Origin of the sequence: Allobosea sp. TAF32 (assembly GCF_052113585.1) — a bacterium.
GTDB lineage: Bacteria > Pseudomonadota > Alphaproteobacteria > Rhizobiales > Beijerinckiaceae > Allobosea.
In genome coordinates, this window is the sequence record NZ_JBFRDM010000004.1 from 261,311 (window position 1) to 278,754 (window position 17,444).

Here is a 17,444-nt window from a genome sequence, read left to right on the forward strand (position 1 = left end):
GCCAGACAGCCCAGCCGCCGGAGAGCGGAGCAACCGGGCGTCGTAACCAGAGGGGAGAGGCCATGCGCGGCTTTCGCGGATTGTTCCTGGGCATGTTGATGTCGGTCGGCGCCATCGCCGGCGCCCGCGCCCAGGCGGTCGAGATCGAATATTGGCAGTATGTGTTCGACGCTCGCGTCAAGGCGATGAACGAGCTGATCAAGCGCTTCGAGGCCGCCAATCCGAACATCAAGGTCAAGCACACGACCTTCCCCTATGCCGACTACCAGACCAAGATCGTCGCGGCGGCGCCCGCCGGCCAGGGGCCGGACGTGGTCCAGCTCTTCTACGGTTGGGTCGACAACTTCATCGCCGGCAAGGTCATCCGGCCGCTGCCGCGCGACGCCTTCCCGCCGGAGATGATCGAGAAGGAATTCTATCCGATCGTCTCGGCGATGAAGCGCGATGGCGAGTATTACGGCCTGCCAACGGCGGTGCGCTCGCTGGCGCTGTTCTACAACAAGAAGATTTTCCAGGAGGCGGGTCTCGATCCGGCCAAGCCGCCGAAGACGCTCGACGAATTCCTCGACGTCGCCAAGAAGACCACCAAGCGCGACGGCGCCGGCAACATGCTGCAAGCCGGCGTGACGCTCGACATCCCCGGCCAGGACTATCACTGGTGGCGCGAGGTGCTGCTGCGCCAGATGGGCGGCAAACCCTATTCCGACGACAACAAGACCGTCACCTATGACAGCGAGGCCGGCGCCAAGTCGCTGGCTTGGTATGCCGATCTCCAGCGCGTCCACAAGGTCGGGCTCGCCGGCTTCATGGACGAAGGGCAGGCTGCCTTCCGCGCCGGCCGTGCGGCGATGACGATCGACGGCTCGTTCCGCCTCGGCGCATTCGGGGGCATCAAGAACTTCGAATGGGGCGTCGCAGAGCTGCCGGCCGGCCCGGACGGGACGAAGTCGAACTTCGCCAGCTATTGGGTCAACGCCATCACCACGAAGCCGACCGGCGAGAAGCTCGAGGCTGCCAAGAAGTTCATGGCCTTCGTGACCACGCCTGAATCGATGCAGCTCTGGCTGGAGACGGTCGGCGAGCTGCCGGCGCGCAAGTCAGCCGCCGAGACCGAGAAGAACCTCGCCCATCCCGTTTACGGGCCGTTCCTGAAGGCGCTGAACTATTCGCAGGCGACGGTGTTCGTCGACGAGATGCCGCAGCGCCAGGTGATCCTCGACATGGCCAACCGCGTTCTGCTCCAGGACCAGGAGCCCAAGGCGGCGCTTGCCGAGGCCGCCAAGGCCGAGCAGGCGATCCTCGACCGCTTCTACAAGAAGTGACCGCGGCGGTCTGAGCAGCCCATCGGGACAGGACGCATATGACGATCGACACCGGCGTCGCCCGCTCCGGCGGGCGCCTTTGGCAAGGCCTCAGCCTGCGGCAGAAGCAGGTCGCCTGGGCCTGGACCTTCCTGGCCGTGCCGATCCTGTTCTACGGGCTGGTCCGCTTCTATCCGACGCTCGAGGCCTTCGTGATCTCGACCACGAAGTGGAACCTGATGACGCCGCCGACCTTCGTCGGCCTCGCCAATTTCGAGCGCCTGCTGACCGATCCCGTGTTCTGGAAAGTGTTCGCGAACACCTTCCTCTACCTCGTCATCGGCACGCCGCTGAGCCTGATCCTGTCCTTCGTGATCGCCTATCACCTCGACCGGGTCCGCTTCATGCACGGCTTCATCCGGGCGCTCTACTTCCTGCCCTTCCTCACTACGGCGGCGGCGATGGCCTGGGTCTGGCGCTGGTTCTACCAGCCGGTGCCGATCGGCCTGTTCAACAATTTGCTCGCCGGGCTCGGCATCGCACAGCAGCCCTTCCTGCGCTCCACGACGCAGGCGCTGCCTGCCGTGCTCGCTCCGGCGATCTGGGCGGGGCTGGGCTTCCAGGTCGTGATCTTCCTCGCCGGCCTGCGCGCGATCCCGACCACATATTACGAGGCGGCGCGCATCGACGGGCTTCCCGATTTCGCCATCCTCAGGCGGATCACCCTGCCGCTGCTCAAGCCGACGATCATCTTCCTCGTCGTCTTCTCCTCGATCGGATTCCTGCGGATCTTCGATCAGGTCTACAACATGACGAGCCAGACGAGCAGCGATCCCGGCGGTCCCCTGAACGCCACCAAGCCGCTCGTGCTGATGATCTACCAGACTGCATTTTCCTCGTTCGACATGGGCTATGCCGCCGCCCAGACCGTCGTGCTCTTCCTCGTCCTGCTCTGCGTCTCGCTGCTGCAGCTCCGCCTGCTGAGGGATCGCTGATGAGCGCCATCGCCTCGTCTCCTGCCGGCCGCGCCACGCCGGGTCGCATCCTCGTCTGGCTGCTGCTCTTCGGCGGGGGCCTCATCATGGTGACGCCGCTTGCCTTCATGTTCGCGACCTCGCTGAAGGATTCCTCCGAGATCTACGATCTCGCCTTCTTCCCGGCCCATCCGACGCTCGAGAACTACGTCACGGTTCTCTCTGACGGCCGTTTCCTGCGCTGGTTCGCGAATTCCTTCGGCATCGCGGCCGTCGTGACGCTCTCCAACGTCTTCTTCGACAGCCTTGTCGGCTACACGCTGGCGAAGTTCCGGTTCCGCGGTCGCTATCTCGTCTTCATCGCCATCCTCTCGACCCTGATGATTCCGACGGAGATGCTGGTCATCCCCTGGTACGTCATGGCCAAGAACTTCGGCTGGCTCGACAGCTACTGGGGCATCATGTTCCCGGGGATGATGACCGCCTTCGGCACCTTCCTGATGAAGCAGTTCTTCGAGACGGTGCCCAACGACTTCCTCGAGGCAGCGCGCGTCGACGGCCTCAACGAGTTCGCAATCTTCTGGCGTATCGCCATGCCGCTGGTGACGCCGGCACTCTCGGCGCTCGCGATCTTCACCTTCCTGAGCAACTGGACGGCCTTCATCTGGCCGCTGATCGTGACGACCAGCAAGGAACTCTACACGCTCCCTGTCGGCCTCACGAGCTTCGCCGTCGAGGCGCAGGTGCAGTGGGAGCTGATCATGACGGGGGCGGCGCTTGCGACCCTGCCGACGCTCACCGTCTTCCTGGTGCTGCAGCGCTACATCGTCCGCGGTGTCGTGCTCGCCGGGTTGAAGGGATAAGGTCCGATGAAAGACAACACCGACCCACGCCTGCGCGACAACTCCGTTTTTCCCGACCCGGTCTACAAGGAGACGGTGCTGCGCCCGCTCTTCGACGGGGCGAGGACCCATCACGTCGAGGGCTTCCGCGCCATCGACCGCGCACATCTCCTCATGCTGGCCGAGACAGGCATTCTCCCCTGTGAGGCGGCTGCGGAGATCGCCCGAGCCCTCATTGCGATCGAGCAGGAAATCGATCCCGCGACTCTCAGCTACACCGGCGAGGTCGAGGATTATTTCTTCCTGGTCGAGGCCGAGCTGCGCAAGCGCCTGAAACCGGAGGATGACGGCCGGCTGCACACCGGCCGGTCCCGCAACGACATTGACCACACCTTGTTCAAGCTGGCGCTGAAGCCACGGCTCGACCGGCTAAGCCAACGTCTGCGCGCCGTCATTGCCGCTGCGCTGACGCTGGCCGAGCGCGAAAAGGCGACGCTGATCGTCGCCTATACCCACGGTCAGCCGGCCCAGCCCTCGACGCTGGGACACTATCTCGCCGCCGCCATCGAGGTGATGCTGCGCGACCATCAGCGGCTGATGCAGGCGCGCGAACTCCTCGATCGCTGCCCGATGGGTGCCGCAGCGATCACCACATCCGGCTTCCCGCTCGATCGTCACCGTGTCGCGCATCTGCTCGGCTTCAAGGCGCCGCTGCAGAACTCCTATGGCTGCATTGCCGCGGTCGATTACGTGACCAGCGTCTTCAGCGCGGTCGAACTCGTCTTTCTGCATCTCGGTCGCGTGATCCAGGACCTGCAGTTCTGGACCGCCTTCGAGGTCGGGCAGATCTATGTTCCCAATGCCTTCGTGCAGATCTCCTCGATCATGCCGCAGAAGCGCAATCCGGTGCCGATCGAGCATCTGCGCCACCTCTCCTCGCAGACGATGAGCCGCGCCCGCATGGCCCGCGACATCGTCCACAACACGCCCTTCACCGACATGAACGACAGCGAGGGCGAGACCCAGGAAGCGGGCTATCAGGCCTTCGAGACGGGTGAGCGCGTGCTTGATCTGCTCGCCGCGCTGCTGCCGACGCTTACGGTCGACAGCCGCCGTGTCGCCGAGACGATCCGCCGGTCCTGCATCACGATCACCGAGCTTGCCGACACGCTGGTGCGCCGTGAGGGGGTGCCGTTCCGCGTCGCGCACGAGATCGCCTCGGCGGTCGCGCGCGCCGTGGTCGCGAAGGATGGCGACCTGCAGCGGGATGGCTACGAGGCCTTTGCGAATGCCTTCCGCCATGCCGCCGGTCGCGAGCCTGCGCTGAGCCGCGAGGATTTCGCGCTCGCCGTCTCGCCGGAGAACTTCGTCGCCCTGCGCGAGCGTTTCGGCGGGCCGGGCCCGAAGGCCTTGGGCGCAGCGCTGGCCGGCTATCGCACCGGGCTTGCTGCAGCCGAGGACGCCGCCACCGCGATGGCGCAGCGCGAGGAGGCCGCGCGGCAGGAATTGAACGGCGCATTCGCCGCCTTGGCAGGAGCCGTCTGATGGCCGGGATTGCGATCGAGAAGCTGGTCAAGCGCTATGGCCCGACGCAGGTCGTGCACGGCATCGACCTCGACATCCGCGATGGCGAGTTCGTCGTCTTCGTCGGCCCCTCCGGCTGCGGCAAGTCGACGACGCTGCGCATGATCGCCGGTCTCGAAGAGATCGACGGCGGTTCCATCGCGATCGGGGGGCGCGTCGTCAACCAGCTGGAGCCCAAGCAGCGGAACATCGCCATGGTGTTCCAGAACTATGCGATCTACCCGCATATGAGCGTGGCCGAGAACATTGCCTTCGGCCTCTACACCTCCGGGCTCGACAAGGCGCAGAAGCGCAAGCGCGTCGAGGAGGTCGGCGAAGTGCTCGGCCTGACCGCGTTGCTGGAACGCCGGCCTTCGGCCCTGTCCGGCGGCCAGCGTCAGCGCGTCGCGATCGGGCGCGCCATGGTGCGCGATCCGGCCGTCTTCCTGTTCGACGAGCCGCTCTCCAATCTCGACGCACAGCTGCGCGGGCAGATGCGGCTCGAGATCAAGCGGCTGCATCAGCGGCTTGGCACCACCATCGTCTTCGTCACCCACGACCAGGTCGAGGCGATGACGCTGGCCGACCGGATCGTGGTGATGCGCGACGGGCGCATCCTGCAGGTCGGTGCGCCGATGGAACTTTACGAGAAGCCGGCGGATGTCTTCACGGCCCGTTTCATCGGCTCGCCGACGATGAACATCGTGCCGGCGAAAGCGACCTCCGAAGCCGGTCGGAGCATCCTCCAGCTCGGCGAGGCCCCGCTCTCCTGGTCCGGCCCGCTTCCGGCCGACCTGCTGGTCGGCGTCCGCCCGCAGGAGTTGCGCGTGCTGGAGCCGGGCGAGGGCGCTGACCTCGTTCTCTGCGGGCCGGTCGCAGTGGTCGAGCCGCTCGGGCCAGAGACCTTCGTGCATGTCGAGGCCGAGGGCGGCCTCCTGCTTGCCTCGGCGCCGGCCAAGCGGCCGCCTGCCATCGGCGCCGCAGTCAGGCTCGGCGCACCGGCATCGGCGCTGCGTCTGTTCGACGCCAAAAGCGAGCAGGCCCTGTGATGGCCGATCGACCACAGTCGGACGGTCTGGTGCTGAGCATTGGCCGGCTCTATTGCGATCTCGTTTTCCGGGGATTGGCGGCCATGCCGCGGCTTGGCGAGGAGCGTTTCGCCGACGAGGTCGCCGTCGTGCCCGGTGGCGGCGGCTTCATTACCGCTGCGCATCTGATCGGGCTCGGCCGGGCGGCCGGCCTGCTCGCGCGCCTCGGCGAGGACCCGATCTCGCAGGCGCTGCGGCCCGCACTGGAAGACAGCGGCGTCGATCTCGCCTTTCTCGAATGTGCGGCCGATGCCGGTCCGCAGCTCACCGTCGCGATGATCAAGGATGGCGAGCGCGCCTTTCTCTCGCGCCGTGCCGGCCCGGCACGCCCGGCGACACTGGAGGCAGCACTCGCCGATACCCGTGCCTGCCATCTCCACATCGCCGAATTCGCGACGCTGGCCGAGATTCCCGATCTGACGAGCGAAGCCCGCCGGCACAACCTCACGGTCTCGCTCGATCCGAGCTGGGACGACGCGCTCATCCGCTGGCCCGATCTCATCGCGCGATGCAGCGGCATCGATATCTTCCTGCCCAACGCCGCCGAAGCCTGCGTGATCGCCGGCTGCGACGATCTCGACCTCGCGGGGCAGCGCCTCGCCGAGCACTTCGCCTTGGTGGCGATCAAGGATGGCGGCGCCGGTGCCCGGCTCTACCACGGCGGCGAGCAGATCATCCTGCCCGCTGCGCCTTGCCGTGAGGTGCTCGATACCACCGGCGCCGGCGACGCCTTCAATGCCGGCTTCCTTGCAGCCTGGCTTGCGGGAAGCTCGCCCGCGCGTGCGCTCGCCGAGGGCATCGTCAGCGGCACGCTTTCGGTGCAGAGTGTCGGGGGGGCAGGCAGCAGGCTCGACCCGCGGCAGGTGGGTCACCTCGCCGACCAACTGCTCGAAACACCTTTGCGCCGTCATGGTTGAAGCACTGCTTACCCTGGAAGCGGCCGAGTCCGCAGCGGTCGCGCTCCGCCAACGGGCGGAGAACGCGGCCATCATGGTCGATCTGGCCGAGCGCCTGCGCATCAAGCGGCCGGCCTTCGTCACGACCTGCGCGCGCGGCTCGTCGGACCATGCCGCAACATACGGCAAATATCTGATCGAGCTGGCTCTCGGTCTGCCGGTCGCCTCGCTCGGACCCAGCCTCGCTTCGGTCTATGGCGGCGAGCTCGACCTCTCCCGAGCCTTGTTCATCGCCGTGTCGCAGTCGGGCCGCAGCCCCGACGCCCTGCGCCTGACCGAAGCCGCAAAACGCGCCGACGCGCTCGTGGTCGGCTTCGTCAATGACGAGGCCTCGCCGCTCGCCGGGATGGTGGACGTGCTCGTGCCGTTGCGGGCCGGGCCGGAGCACAGCGTCGCAGCGACCAAGAGCTTTCTCGCCACCTGTCTCGCCTTCCTGCATCTCACGGCTGAATGGACACGGGACGATGCCCTGTCCGCCGCGCTGGCGCAGGCGCCCGAAGCGCTCGGCGCTGCCGGGCACTGCGACTGGGGACCGGCTCTCTCGACCTGGCGCGAGGCGCGTAGCCTCTATGTGATCGGGCGAGGCCTGAGCTTCGGCATCGCGCAGGAGATCGCGCTCAAGTTCAAGGAGACTTGCCGGATCCACGCGGAGGCCTTCAGCGCCGCCGAGGTGCGGCACGGCCCGCTGGCTCTGGTCGAGCCGGGCTTCCCGGCGCTGGCTCTGGACCCCGGCGACGAAGGTAGCGCGAGCGTCGCCGCCGCCGCATCTGCCCTGGCGCAGCTCGGCGCGGACCTGCGCTATGCCGGTGCGAGCGAGGAGAGGGGCGACAAGAGCCTGCCCCTGCCGCTGCCGCCTGCGCTGCCCGCTCCGTTGCTACCCTTGGCACAGGTTCGCGCGTTTTACGGTGCGGTCGCAACGCTGGCGAAAAGCCGCGGCCTCGATCCCGATCGGCCGCCCCATTTGGCCAAGGTAACGCGGACGGTGTGAGCGGGCGTCGTCGGCGGTCCGGCGCGGCCGAACAGCTTGTCCGCGACAATCGCGACGCTGAGCGTGCCGGGGTCGAGGCATCCCGCGAGACATAGCCGGCTCGTCGAAGATCTTGCCGGGGAGGGCGGTGAAACGAACCCCGAAAGTAGTGCCTGTCGGCGGATTCGTATTGTTTCGAAAGATTATAAACTAGACAATAATAATTGACAGCTTTGACGCTTGGGAATCTAACGCCGGCCCAGTTCACGAACTGCGTTGGCAGGAGAAGGTCACCATGGCGTCGTACTCGTCCCTTGCTCTCCGTATCGGCGTTCTCGCCGTCACCCTCGCCGCGGCGAACGCGGTTCGGGCTCAGGACGGAATCACGGTCTACAACGCCCAGCATGCCAGCCTGACGCAGGCCTGGGCCGACGGCTTCACCAAGGAGACCGGCATCAAGGTGACGATCCGCAAGGGGTCGGATACCGAACTCGCGAACCAGATCGTCCAGGAGGGCGCGTCCTCTCCAGCGGACGTCTTCGTCACCGAGAATTCCCCGGCCATGGTGCTGGTCGAGAAGGCCGGGTTGTTCGAGACGCTGCCCAAGGACGTTCTCGATCAGGTTCCGGCGCAGTTTCGTCCGGCGAGCGGGCGCTGGACGGGCGTTGCCGCGCGCAGCACCGTCTTCGTCTACGACAAGCGCAAGCTGAAGGAAGCCGACCTGCCGAAGTCGATGCTGGACCTCGCCGACGCCAAGTGGAAGGGCCGCTGGGCCGCCTCGCCGTCGGGCGCCGACTTCCAGGCGATCGTCGGCGCGCTCCTCGTTCTCAAGGGCGAGAAGGCCACGGGCGACTGGCTCAAGGCGATGAAGGACAACTCCAGCGCCTACCGCGGCAACAGCGTCGCCATGAAGGCGGTCAATGCCGGCGAGGTCGAGGGCGCGCTGATCTACCATTATTATTACTTCGGCGATCAGGCGAAGACGGGCGAAAACAGTGGCAATGTCGGGCTGCACTATTTCCGCGGCCAGGACCCCGGCGCCTTCCTGAGCACTTCGGGCGCGGGCGTGCTCGAATCCAGCAAGCACAAGAAGGAGGCGGAGGCCTTCGTGAAGTGGATGACCGGCAAGCACGGCCAGGCCGTGCTGCGCGAGGGCGATTCCTTCGAATACGCCATCGGCAATGGCGAGGCTTCGAACCCGAAGCTGGAGCCGATCGCCAAGCTCGACGCACCGAAGGTCGAGCCCTCGCAGCTCGACAGCAAGAAGGTCACCGAGTTGATGACCGCCGCCGGCCTGCTCTGACCCGGTTGCGTCGATCGAATGCGCGTGCGAGATGCCCTCGCACGCGCATTGTCCCATGACCGTTTCTCTGTCCGTCGATACGCCGGCTCTGCCGGTTTTGCCGCTCAGACGGCAACGCAATCTCGCTGGCCGGGCAATGCTGCTGCTCGCCGGGGGCGTCTCCGTCTGCGCCCTGCTGCCGTTGGGATTCATCGTCTGGATTGCGATCGAAACCGGCTGGCAGACGGCCTTCTCGCTGATCTGGCGGCCGCGCGTCGGCGAACTGCTCGTCAACACGCTGCTGCTGGAACTGTGCACGCTGCCGCCCGCGATCCTGCTGGCGGTGGCGCTGGCCTGGCTCACCGAGCGCAGCGACATGCCCGGCGCGAAATTCCTTTCCTGGCTCGCGGTCGCACCGCTCGCAGTGCCAGCCTTCGTCCAGTCCTACGCCTGGGTCAGCCTCCTGCCGCGCTTCCACGGGCTTGCGGCGGCGGTGCTGGTTTCGGTCCTCGCCTATCTACCATTCCTTTATCTGCCCGTGGCCGCGCAGATTCGCCGGCTCGACCCTGAACTCGAGCATGTCGCGGCCTCGCTCGGGCAGTCTCCGCCGCGCGTGCTCCTGCGGGTGGTTCTGCCGCAGCTGCGGCTGGCGATCTGTGGCGGCAGCCTGCTGGTCGGGCTGCATCTGCTCGCGGAATACGGGCTCTACGCCATGATCCGCTTCGACACCTTCACCACCGCGATCATCGACCAGTTCCAGTCGAGCTATAACGGCCCGGCGGCGAACATGCTCGCGGGCGTGCTGGTGCTGAGCTGCTGCGGCCTCATCGGGCTCGAATGGCTGCTGCGCGGCGGCGCACGCTACGCCCGGCTCGGCTCCGGCGCCCCGCGCCCGGCGCCGCGCCAGCGGCTGGGGCGCTGGCGGCTGCCGGCCCTGGCGCTGCCGCTTGCCTTCGCCGCCCTCAGTCTCGGCGTGCCCATCCTGACACTCACGCGCTGGCTCATGGCCGCGGGCGAGGATGTCTGGCGGCAGAACGCGCTGGCCGCATCCCTTGCCGAGACGCTGGGCTATGCCGCTGCCGGCGCCTGCGTCGCGGCGGCGGCAGCGCTGCCGATGGCTTGGCTGTCGGTGCGCGCGCCCGGCCGGGTCACCCGCTTCCTGGAGAGCTGCCACAGTTATCTGGGCGCGCTGCCGGGCGTCGTGGTAGCGCTGGCCCTCGTCACCGTGACCGTGCGCATCGCCTTGCCGCTCTACCAGACCGTCGCGACCGTGGTCTTCGCTTATGTCCTGATGTTCCTGCCGCGCGCGTTGGTCGGGCTGCGTGCAGGCATCGCGCAGGTTCCGGTCGAACTGGAGCGCGCCGCGGCGGCGCTCGGCCGCAACCCGGCCCACGCGCTTCTGACGGTGACGCTGCCGCTCGCGGCGCCCGGCGTCGCCGCTGCGATGGCGCTGGTCGCGATGGGCGTGGCGACCGAGCTGACCGCGACATTGCTGCTTGCTCCCAACGGCACCCGGACGCTGGCGACCGAGTTCTGGGCGCTCACCAGCGAGCTCGACTATGCGAATGCTGCGCCCTATGCCGTGCTGATGATCCTTCTCTCGTTGCCGATGACCGCGCTGCTGCACGCTCAGGCACGCAAATCCCTCGGCGCATGACCCAGCTCGTCATCTCGGATGTCTCGAAGCGCTATGGCGCCATCGCGGCGCTGGATCGCGTATCCCTTGCCGTCGAGGCGGGCCGCCGCGTCGCCATCGTCGGCCCTTCCGGGTCGGGAAAGACGACGCTGCTGCGCGTCATCGCCGGCTTCGAAGCGCCCGATGCGGGAACGGTGGTGCTCGACGGGCAGGTGCTGGCCGACGGGCCGGCGATCGCCCCCGCGCATCGGCGCCGGATCGGTTATGTCGCCCAGGACGGGGCCTTGTTCCCGCATCTCGACGTGGCCGGCAATGTGGGCTTCGGCATCCCGCGAAACGAGCCTGACCGGGCGGCCCGCTTGCGCGAGCTGATGGAGCTGGTCGAGCTTGATCCAGCGATGCTGGAGCGCCGGCCGCACGAACTCTCGGGAGGGCAGCAGCAGCGCGTTGCGCTTGCCCGCGCACTGGCCCGGAAGCCGGCGCTGATGCTGCTCGACGAGCCGTTCTCGGCGCTCGATACCGGGCTGCGCGAGAGTGTTCGGCAAGCTGTTGCGCGCGTGCTGGCCAAGGCTGGCATCACCACAATCCTTGTCACCCACGATCAGGGCGAGGCGCTGTCCTTTGCCGATCAACTCGCGGTGATGCGGGAGGGCCGGTTGGTGCAAACGGGACGACCAGCCGAGCTTTACTGGCGGCCGGCGGATGTCGAAACAGCCCTGTTCCTTGGTAATGCCGTCCTGTTCGAGGCCGAAATCGCGGAGGGGAGTGTCTCCTGCGGGCTGGGCGAGTTCGAAGCCGAGACCGGCGGCCGCCGCGGGGCAGGCACGATCATGCTCCGGCCGGAGCAGTTCCTGCTGTCGCCAGTCGGTCCAGGTCACGAAGCCTTCATCGAGAACGTCGCATTCCGGGGCGCACAATGCACTGTGACGCTGCGGACGAACCACGGCGGAGGGGGCATCCGTTTCACTGCGCAGGTTTCGAGCATGGACCGGCCGCAGATTGGACAGACCGTTTTCGTGTCGGTGAAGGGCGAGCCGTTCCTGCTGCCCGGTTCCCGATAGACGCCGAACCGCGGCCCACCGTTTGGCATTCGATCGGCCGGTGTATGGCTGCTCCTTGATCGCCCACGCGAAGAGGAACCGCCGCCCGAGACCTCCTTCCAGCGTGCGCCTTCATGCGCGCTTCATTCGGCGTTTTCGCTTCCCTAAGCGCGTGCTGCCGCCAGCCGTCCTTTTCTGAGGGAACGCCGAGCCGGAGTGGCTGCTTGGAAGATGAACGTACGCGAACAATCCCGTTCAGGCCGCGTTCCACAACCGACTGCTCTACTTGGCTGGAGCAAAAAGGGAGATTCCCATGCGTCGGTTAGCAATCACAGCATTTGTTGGCTTCGGTATTGCCGCTTCGTTGACGTCGGTGCATGCCGGCGAGGCACTGCCCAGAGACGTTGCTCGGCGCCTCGACAAGCAGGCGGCCGAATTCACGATGAGCGAAGCCAAGCGCGAGCGCCTGATGATCATTCAGGAGAATATGGGGCGCCAGCGCTACTATGAACGCCGTCACGGCTATGGTGGCGGATACGGCTACGGACGCCGATATGGCGGTCCGCCGCCCTGGGCGCCGGCATATGGCTATCGCCGCGACTACGATGACCGTTGGTGATCGGGCGCGGGGACAGCAATGACGGACGCCTGCGATAGGTTGGCTGGGCTTCTCTCCGTTTCGCGGGATCAAGACACCAGGCGCCGCTCTGCAGCCCATTCCGCCGAACCGGGTGCCCGGTTAATGTCCGTTTTCGAGGTTCAGGTGAAAGGTGGCCGCGAATTGCCGGCCATCCGGCGCCGGCGCGCCTGAAAAACGCAGTTCAGGGGCCGGTCCTCTCGGAGGCGTTACGCTAGCTGACGGCTGGACCGTTCGTAGATCCTGGCTCCCGTCTGCGCATCCACGCCCTCCAGAACGACGTCATAGCCCCAGAGCTGGTGGATACGGCGCAGCGTCGCATCGCAGCTCGCGCTTTCCAGCAGAATGCCGCCATTGACTCGGTGTTGCAGGCGCAGATGCCTCTGGCCGAGCAGATCCACATCCACGACCTGGATATCCGAATAGCTCGTTCCGATGTCGTATTTCTGGGCGAGAGCGGCGCGTATCCGTTCGTAGCCGCGTTCGTTATGGATCGACGCTACGGTGTAGAAGCGCTCATCGGCCGCGTCAGACAGCACGAACATCCGCCATTTTCGGATCAGAGCCGGACTCAGATACTGGCGCATGAAGGATTCGTCGCGGTGATTGGCCCAGGCGTCGAGCAGGATTGCGCGCCAATCGCCTTTGCCCGCGATTTCGGGAAACCAGTCACGATCCTCAGCAGTGGGCTCGGTGGCGATGCGTTGGATGTCCTGCATCATGTCCAGGCCGAGCGCATAAGGATTGATGCCGGAAAAGCGGGGATCGTCGAAGGCAGGCTGGAAGATGACATTCGAGTGGTTCCGCAGGATTTCCAGCATGGCGCCTTCGCTGATCCGGCCCTGGTCGAACAACGCATTCATGACCGTATAGTGCACGAAGGTCGCGCAGCCTTCGTTCATCACCTGCGTCTGCCGCTGGGGGTAGAAGTACTGCGCGATGACGCGGACGATTCTGAGGATCTCGCGCTGCCAGGGCTCGAGGATCAGGCTGTTCTTTTCGAGGAAATAGAGGAGGTTCTCTTCCGGGAGATTGAGCGCCTTCTTCCGCTCGGCGACGCTGGCTTCCGCCTCGTCGGCCTTGCTGCCATCGGCCGGGCGCGGGACGGTGCGCCAGAGATCGTTATAGGAGCGCTCTTCGTACTCCAGCCGCTCGCGCAGTCCTTCGCGCTGCTTGTCGGATGAGAGCTTGGGAGGGCGGCGATAGCGAAACACGCCCTGGTCCATCAGCGCGTGCGCAGCATCCAGAATCGCTTCCACCGCCGCGACGCCGTGTCTTTCCTCGCAGCGGGCCATGAAGCCCTTGGCGAAATCGAGATAGCCCAGGATGGCGCTGGCATCCGTCCATTGCTGGAACAGATAGTTGTTCTTGAAAAAGTGGTTGTGGCCCAATGCCGCGTGAGCGGTCACCAGGGCCTGCAAGGCCATGGTGTTCTCTTCCATCAGATAGACGATGCAGGGATTGGAGTTGATCACCAGCTCATAGGCGAGGCCGCGCCCGCCCTTGCGATAGAGCAGTTCGTGATGGAGGAAATGCTTGCCGAAGGACCAGTGGCGATACATCAGCGGCATGCCGATGGAAGAGTAGGCATCGAGCATCTGCTCGGAAGAAATGACTTCCATCTGAACCGGATAGATATCGAGATGGAGTTCTTCCTTCGCGACGGCCTCGATGACGTCGTAAGCATGCGAGAGGGTCTGGAAGTTCCAGTCGGAGCCGGAAAACAGCAAGTCGGATCTGTGCGCGTACCTGGGCATCGGCGCTCCTTTCAGTCGCGCTGCAGTGCCGGTTGCTTCGTGAAGAGCTGGCGAAAGACCGGGTAGATGTCGGCCGCCTTGGCGATGCGGCTCATGTCGAAGTTCGGCCATCTGTCCCTGACCGTCCGATAAGCACGCCAGAGCGATGTCCCGTTGTCCGTGGAGCCGAATATCTCGCTCTCGCGCTCGTCGATGATCTCGACATAGGCGAAATACTGACACAGGCGCATGATCTCGCCGTCCATCAGGCTGAGGCAGCGATCGGAATCCGTCGCGAGGTTGTCGCCGTCCGACGCCTGGGCGGCATAGATGTTCCATTCCCGGCTGGGATAGCGCTGCGTGATGATGCGCTGCATCTCCTCCAGCGCAGTCGAGACGACGGTGCCGCCGCTCTGCGTGCTGTAGAAGAAGGTCTCCTCATCCACCTCCTTGGCCTCATGGGTATGGCGGATGAAGACGATGTCGGTGCGGTCGTAGCGGCGCTTCAGGAACAGATGCAGCAGGACGAAGAAGCGCTTGGCGAGGTCCTTTTCGCGTTCGCCCATGGAGCCGGAGACGTCCATGAGGCAGAACATCACCGCCTTCGCGTTCGGAAGGGGCTGCGGGTCAAAACGGTTGAAGCGGATATCGACCGGGTCGACGAAGGCGATAACGCGACGACGGCGTTCCAGCCGGTCGAGTTCCTCGCGCAAGGCGGCGATACGCTGGCGGGTCTCGGGATCGGTCCGGCCGGAATCGAGGCTGGCCAGCTCGCGCAGGATCGCCTCGAGCTCCTCGCGTTTGGGTCGCCGGAGCGCAATCCGGCGGCCGTGACTGTTCCGCATGGTGCGCGCGACGCTGATGTTGGTCGGCGACCCGCTCACCGAAAAGCCGGCCCGTCGCGGCTTGAAGGCGAGAATTTCCTGGAGATTGAGCTTGACCATGTCGGGAAGCTCGAGATCCTCGAAGAACAGGTCGAGCACCTCCTCGCGCGACAGAACGAAACGAAAATCATCCTCGGATGACTGCGAGCCCGGTGCCGATCCGGCTCCGCCGCCTTGGCCCGGCTTCGGCATCCGGTCGCCCGCGGAGAAATGCTTGTTGCCAGGCAGGACGTACTGGCGATGTCCGCTATCCTTCGCAACGCGGAAGTTCGGCTCGCTCGTCTCGTTCGCCGGCACCGAGACGACATGCTCACCATCCGCGTCGGCGATCTTCCCGGCTCGGATCTGTTCCTGGATGTTTCGCTTCAGCTCCGTGCGCACGCGGCGCAGGAAGCGCTGGCGATTGCCAAGGCTTTTGTCCTTCGGGTTCAATCGACGGTCGATGAAGATGGGCATGGGACCGCTCGGGCCGACGTTAACCCGCCTTGTTCACGCGCATGTACCAATCCACGAGGCGCCGGACCTGGCGCTCGGTATAGCCCCGCTCCACCATGCGCTCGACGAAACCCAGGTGCCGCTTCTCAGTCACGCTGTCCTGCTTCGAGCCGAAACTGATGACGGGCAGCAGGTCCTCGACCTGTCCGAACATCCGCTTCTCGATGACTTCGCGCAGCTTTTCGTAGCTGGTCCATGACGGGTTGCGGCCGTTGTTGCGGGCCCGCGCACGCAGCGTGAACTTCACGACCTCGTTACGGAAATCCTTGGGATTGGCGATGCCGGCCGGCTTCTCGATCTGGGACAGTTCATTGTCCAGAACCTGCCGGTTGAGGATCTGGCCGGTATCGGGGTCCTTGTAATCCTGATCTTCCACCCATGCATCGGCATAGGCGATGTAGCGGTCGAACAGGTTCTGCCCGTACTCCCCGTAGGATTCGAGATAGGCCTTCTGGATCTCGTGGCCGATGAATTCGGCGTAGCGCGTCGCGAGTTCCGACTTGATGAAGTCGAGATAGGCCGCTTCCGTTTCCTTGGGGAACTGCTCGCGCTTGATGGCTCCCTCCAGGATGTACATCAGGTGCACGGGATCGGCAGCGAGCTCCTGCGTGTCGTAGTTGAATGTCTGCGAAAGGATCTTGAAGGCGAAGCGCGTGCTCACGCCGGTCATGCCTTCGTCGACTCCGGCGGCGTCGCGGTATTCCTGGATCGCCTTCGCCTTCGGCTCCAGCTCCTTGAGGTTCTCGCCGTCATAGACGCGCATCTTGGTATAGAGGGGCGAATTCTCGAATTCGGTCAGCCGTGTCGAGACCGAGAAGCGGCTGAGAATATCGAGCACTTCGGGTGCGCAGGGGCTGTCGGCAAGCTCGCTTTCGCGCAGCAGCTTCTCGTAGATCTCCCGCTCTTCGGTGACGCGCAGGCAATAGGGTACCTTGACCACCATAATGCGGTCGAGGAAGGCCTCGTTGTTCTTGTTGCTCTTGAACTGCAGCCATTCGGACTCGTTGGAGTGAGCCAGCACGATGCCCTGATAGGGGAATGCGCCGAAGTTCTCGGTGCCGTTGTAGCTGCCCTCCTGGGTCGCGGTGAGCAGGGGATGCAAAACCTTGATCGGTGCCTTGAACATCTCGACGAATTCGAGCAGGCCCTGCGTCGTACGGTTCAGCCCGCCGCTATAGGAATAGGCGTCCGGGTCCGACTGGCTGAAATTTTCGAGCTGGCGGATATCCACCTTGCCGACCAGTGTCGAGACATCCTGGTTGTTCTCGTCCCCCGGCTCGGTCTTGGCGATGCCGATCTGGCGCAGCCGCGACGGCATCAGCCTGACCACGCTGAACTTGGAGATGTCGCCGGATAATTCGTCCAGTCGCTTCGCTGCCCAGGGCGAAATGAGGCCGTTCAGCCTGCGCCGCGCGATGCCGTATTTGTCCTCGAAGAGGCCGCCCATGCGCTCCGGATGGAACAGGCCCAGCGGCGATTCGAAAACAGGGCTGATCTTGCCGCCCACCTTGAGCGTGTAGAACGGCCGCTCCTCCATGAGCTTCTTCAGCCGCTCTGCCAGCGAGGACTTCCCGCCGCCGACGGGCCCGAGCAGGTAGAGGATCTGCTTGCGCTCCTCCAGCCCTTGCGAAGCATAGCGGAAATAACCCGCGATCCGCTCGATCGTATCCTCCATGCCGTAGAAATCGGCGAAGGAAGGATAGATCTTGATGGTCCGATTGGCGAAAATCCGACCAAGCCGCTCATCCTTGCTGGTATCGAGAAGTTTCGGTGCGCCGATCGCATCGACCATCCGCTCGGCCGCGGACGCGTACATCGACTTATCTTCGCGACATGCCAGCAGGTATTCCTGCAGGCTCATCTCCTCCTGTGAGTAGCTCCGGTAATCCTCGGAGAATAAGCGGAATACCTCGCTGTCTCTCTCGATCATGGCAGCCATCCACCGATTGGTGGTCTCCTCGACGACGGCCCTCAACATCCAACAGATGATAGTCGTGCAAGTTCCTGTCCAGTGCCTGAACGGCTGCTGCGACAACGGCGCTG

At 65.1% G+C, this 17,444-nt stretch carries 14 protein-coding genes; 11 read left to right on the forward strand and 3 right to left on the reverse strand.

Translation table 11 applies throughout. The features are described 5' to 3' along the window. Nucleotides 1–62 precede the first annotated feature (62 nt). The 11 genes from AB4Z16_RS11235 (at nucleotide 63) to AB4Z16_RS11285 (ending at nucleotide 12,268) form a co-directional block, all read left to right on the forward strand. A complete protein-coding gene (locus tag AB4Z16_RS11235) occupies nucleotides 63–1,322 on the forward strand; it encodes an extracellular solute-binding protein (RefSeq protein WP_441511426.1) in 1,260 nt (419 codons plus the stop codon). Between the two features lie 38 nt (nucleotides 1,323–1,360). Continuing rightward, nucleotides 1,361–2,296: a carbohydrate ABC transporter permease gene (locus AB4Z16_RS11240; RefSeq protein WP_441511427.1), complete on the forward strand. Its 936-nt coding sequence runs from the start codon at nucleotides 1,361–1,363 to the stop codon at nucleotides 2,294–2,296. Beyond that, nucleotides 2,296–3,138, forward strand: coding sequence for a carbohydrate ABC transporter permease (locus AB4Z16_RS11245; protein ID WP_441511428.1), 843 nt, complete (start codon nucleotides 2,296–2,298; stop codon nucleotides 3,136–3,138). Before AB4Z16_RS11240 ends, AB4Z16_RS11245 begins: the two co-directional genes overlap by 1 nt. Before the next feature lie 6 nt (nucleotides 3,139–3,144). Next, nucleotides 3,145–4,662 (forward strand): argininosuccinate lyase, encoded by a 1,518-nt coding sequence (gene argH / locus AB4Z16_RS11250; RefSeq protein ID WP_441511429.1) that lies wholly within the window; start codon nucleotides 3,145–3,147, stop codon nucleotides 4,660–4,662. Then, nucleotides 4,662–5,729: an ABC transporter ATP-binding protein gene (locus tag AB4Z16_RS11255; RefSeq protein ID WP_441511430.1), complete on the forward strand. Its 1,068-nt coding sequence runs from the start codon at nucleotides 4,662–4,664 to the stop codon at nucleotides 5,727–5,729. Before argH ends, AB4Z16_RS11255 begins: the two co-directional genes overlap by 1 nt. Beyond that, the gene (locus AB4Z16_RS11260) at nucleotides 5,729–6,685 is read left to right on the forward strand and encodes a carbohydrate kinase family protein (RefSeq protein WP_441511431.1); all 957 of its coding nucleotides are present in this window, start codon (nucleotides 5,729–5,731) and stop codon (nucleotides 6,683–6,685) included. The genes AB4Z16_RS11255 and AB4Z16_RS11260 overlap by 1 nt, the downstream gene beginning before the upstream one ends. After that, complete coding sequence (locus AB4Z16_RS11265; RefSeq protein WP_441511432.1) at nucleotides 6,678–7,712, forward strand: SIS domain-containing protein; 1,035 nt, start codon at nucleotides 6,678–6,680, stop codon at nucleotides 7,710–7,712. The genes AB4Z16_RS11260 and AB4Z16_RS11265 overlap by 8 nt, the downstream gene beginning before the upstream one ends. A gap of 274 nt (nucleotides 7,713–7,986) precedes the next feature. After that, a complete protein-coding gene (locus AB4Z16_RS11270; RefSeq protein ID WP_441511433.1) occupies nucleotides 7,987–8,994 on the forward strand; it encodes an iron ABC transporter substrate-binding protein in 1,008 nt (335 codons plus the stop codon). Between the two features lie 55 nt (nucleotides 8,995–9,049). After that, the gene (locus AB4Z16_RS11275) at nucleotides 9,050–10,630 is read left to right on the forward strand and encodes an ABC transporter permease (RefSeq protein WP_441511434.1); all 1,581 of its coding nucleotides are present in this window, start codon (nucleotides 9,050–9,052) and stop codon (nucleotides 10,628–10,630) included. Continuing rightward, nucleotides 10,627–11,670: an ABC transporter ATP-binding protein gene (locus AB4Z16_RS11280; RefSeq protein ID WP_441511435.1), complete on the forward strand. Its 1,044-nt coding sequence runs from the start codon at nucleotides 10,627–10,629 to the stop codon at nucleotides 11,668–11,670. The genes AB4Z16_RS11275 and AB4Z16_RS11280 overlap by 4 nt, the downstream gene beginning before the upstream one ends. A 292-nt stretch (nucleotides 11,671–11,962) precedes the next feature. Further along, a complete protein-coding gene (locus tag AB4Z16_RS11285) occupies nucleotides 11,963–12,268 on the forward strand; it encodes a hypothetical protein (RefSeq protein WP_441511436.1) in 306 nt (101 codons plus the stop codon). Between the two features lie 227 nt (nucleotides 12,269–12,495). Here the strand turns inward: AB4Z16_RS11285 and AB4Z16_RS11290 are convergent, their stop codons facing one another. The 3 genes from AB4Z16_RS11290 to AB4Z16_RS11300 are packed head-to-tail and all read right to left on the reverse strand — an operon-like array spanning nucleotide 12,496 to nucleotide 17,331. Continuing rightward, nucleotides 12,496–14,043, reverse strand: a complete 1,548-nt coding sequence (locus tag AB4Z16_RS11290) for a SpoVR family protein (protein WP_441511437.1) — start codon at nucleotides 14,041–14,043, stop codon at nucleotides 12,496–12,498. Nucleotides 14,044–14,054: 11 nt separating this feature from the next. Next, nucleotides 14,055–15,362, reverse strand: coding sequence for a YeaH/YhbH family protein (locus AB4Z16_RS11295; RefSeq protein WP_441511438.1), 1,308 nt, complete (start codon nucleotides 15,360–15,362; stop codon nucleotides 14,055–14,057). A gap of 19 nt (nucleotides 15,363–15,381) precedes the next feature. Further along, a complete protein-coding gene (locus AB4Z16_RS11300) occupies nucleotides 15,382–17,331 on the reverse strand; it encodes a PrkA family serine protein kinase (RefSeq protein WP_441511439.1) in 1,950 nt (649 codons plus the stop codon). Nucleotides 17,332–17,444: the final 113 nt, after the last annotated feature.

Excerpts from the sequence above, each read along its gene's own strand:
- argH (WP_441511429.1), top strand. The coding sequence starts at position 3,145 with ATGAAAGACAACACCGACCCACGCCTGCGCGACAACTCCGTTTTTCCC.
- AB4Z16_RS11295 (WP_441511438.1), bottom strand. The coding sequence starts at position 15,362 with ATGCCCATCTTCATCGACCGTCGATTGAACCCGAAGGACAAAAGCCTT.
- AB4Z16_RS11265 (WP_441511432.1), top strand. The coding sequence starts at position 6,678 with ATGGTTGAAGCACTGCTTACCCTGGAAGCGGCCGAGTCCGCAGCGGTC.
- AB4Z16_RS11270 (WP_441511433.1), top strand. The coding sequence starts at position 7,987 with ATGGCGTCGTACTCGTCCCTTGCTCTCCGTATCGGCGTTCTCGCCGTC.
- AB4Z16_RS11285 (WP_441511436.1), top strand. The coding sequence starts at position 11,963 with ATGCGTCGGTTAGCAATCACAGCATTTGTTGGCTTCGGTATTGCCGCT.
- AB4Z16_RS11290 (WP_441511437.1), bottom strand. The coding sequence starts at position 14,043 with ATGCCCAGGTACGCGCACAGATCCGACTTGCTGTTTTCCGGCTCCGAC.
- AB4Z16_RS11255 (WP_441511430.1), top strand. The coding sequence starts at position 4,662 with ATGGCCGGGATTGCGATCGAGAAGCTGGTCAAGCGCTATGGCCCGACG.
- AB4Z16_RS11235 (WP_441511426.1), top strand. The coding sequence starts at position 63 with ATGCGCGGCTTTCGCGGATTGTTCCTGGGCATGTTGATGTCGGTCGGC.
- AB4Z16_RS11240 (WP_441511427.1), top strand. The coding sequence starts at position 1,361 with ATGACGATCGACACCGGCGTCGCCCGCTCCGGCGGGCGCCTTTGGCAA.
- AB4Z16_RS11260 (WP_441511431.1), top strand. The coding sequence starts at position 5,729 with ATGGCCGATCGACCACAGTCGGACGGTCTGGTGCTGAGCATTGGCCGG.
- AB4Z16_RS11245 (WP_441511428.1), top strand. The coding sequence starts at position 2,296 with ATGAGCGCCATCGCCTCGTCTCCTGCCGGCCGCGCCACGCCGGGTCGC.
- AB4Z16_RS11300 (WP_441511439.1), bottom strand. The coding sequence starts at position 17,331 with ATGATCGAGAGAGACAGCGAGGTATTCCGCTTATTCTCCGAGGATTAC.
- AB4Z16_RS11275 (WP_441511434.1), top strand. The coding sequence starts at position 9,050 with ATGACCGTTTCTCTGTCCGTCGATACGCCGGCTCTGCCGGTTTTGCCG.
- AB4Z16_RS11280 (WP_441511435.1), top strand. The coding sequence starts at position 10,627 with ATGACCCAGCTCGTCATCTCGGATGTCTCGAAGCGCTATGGCGCCATC.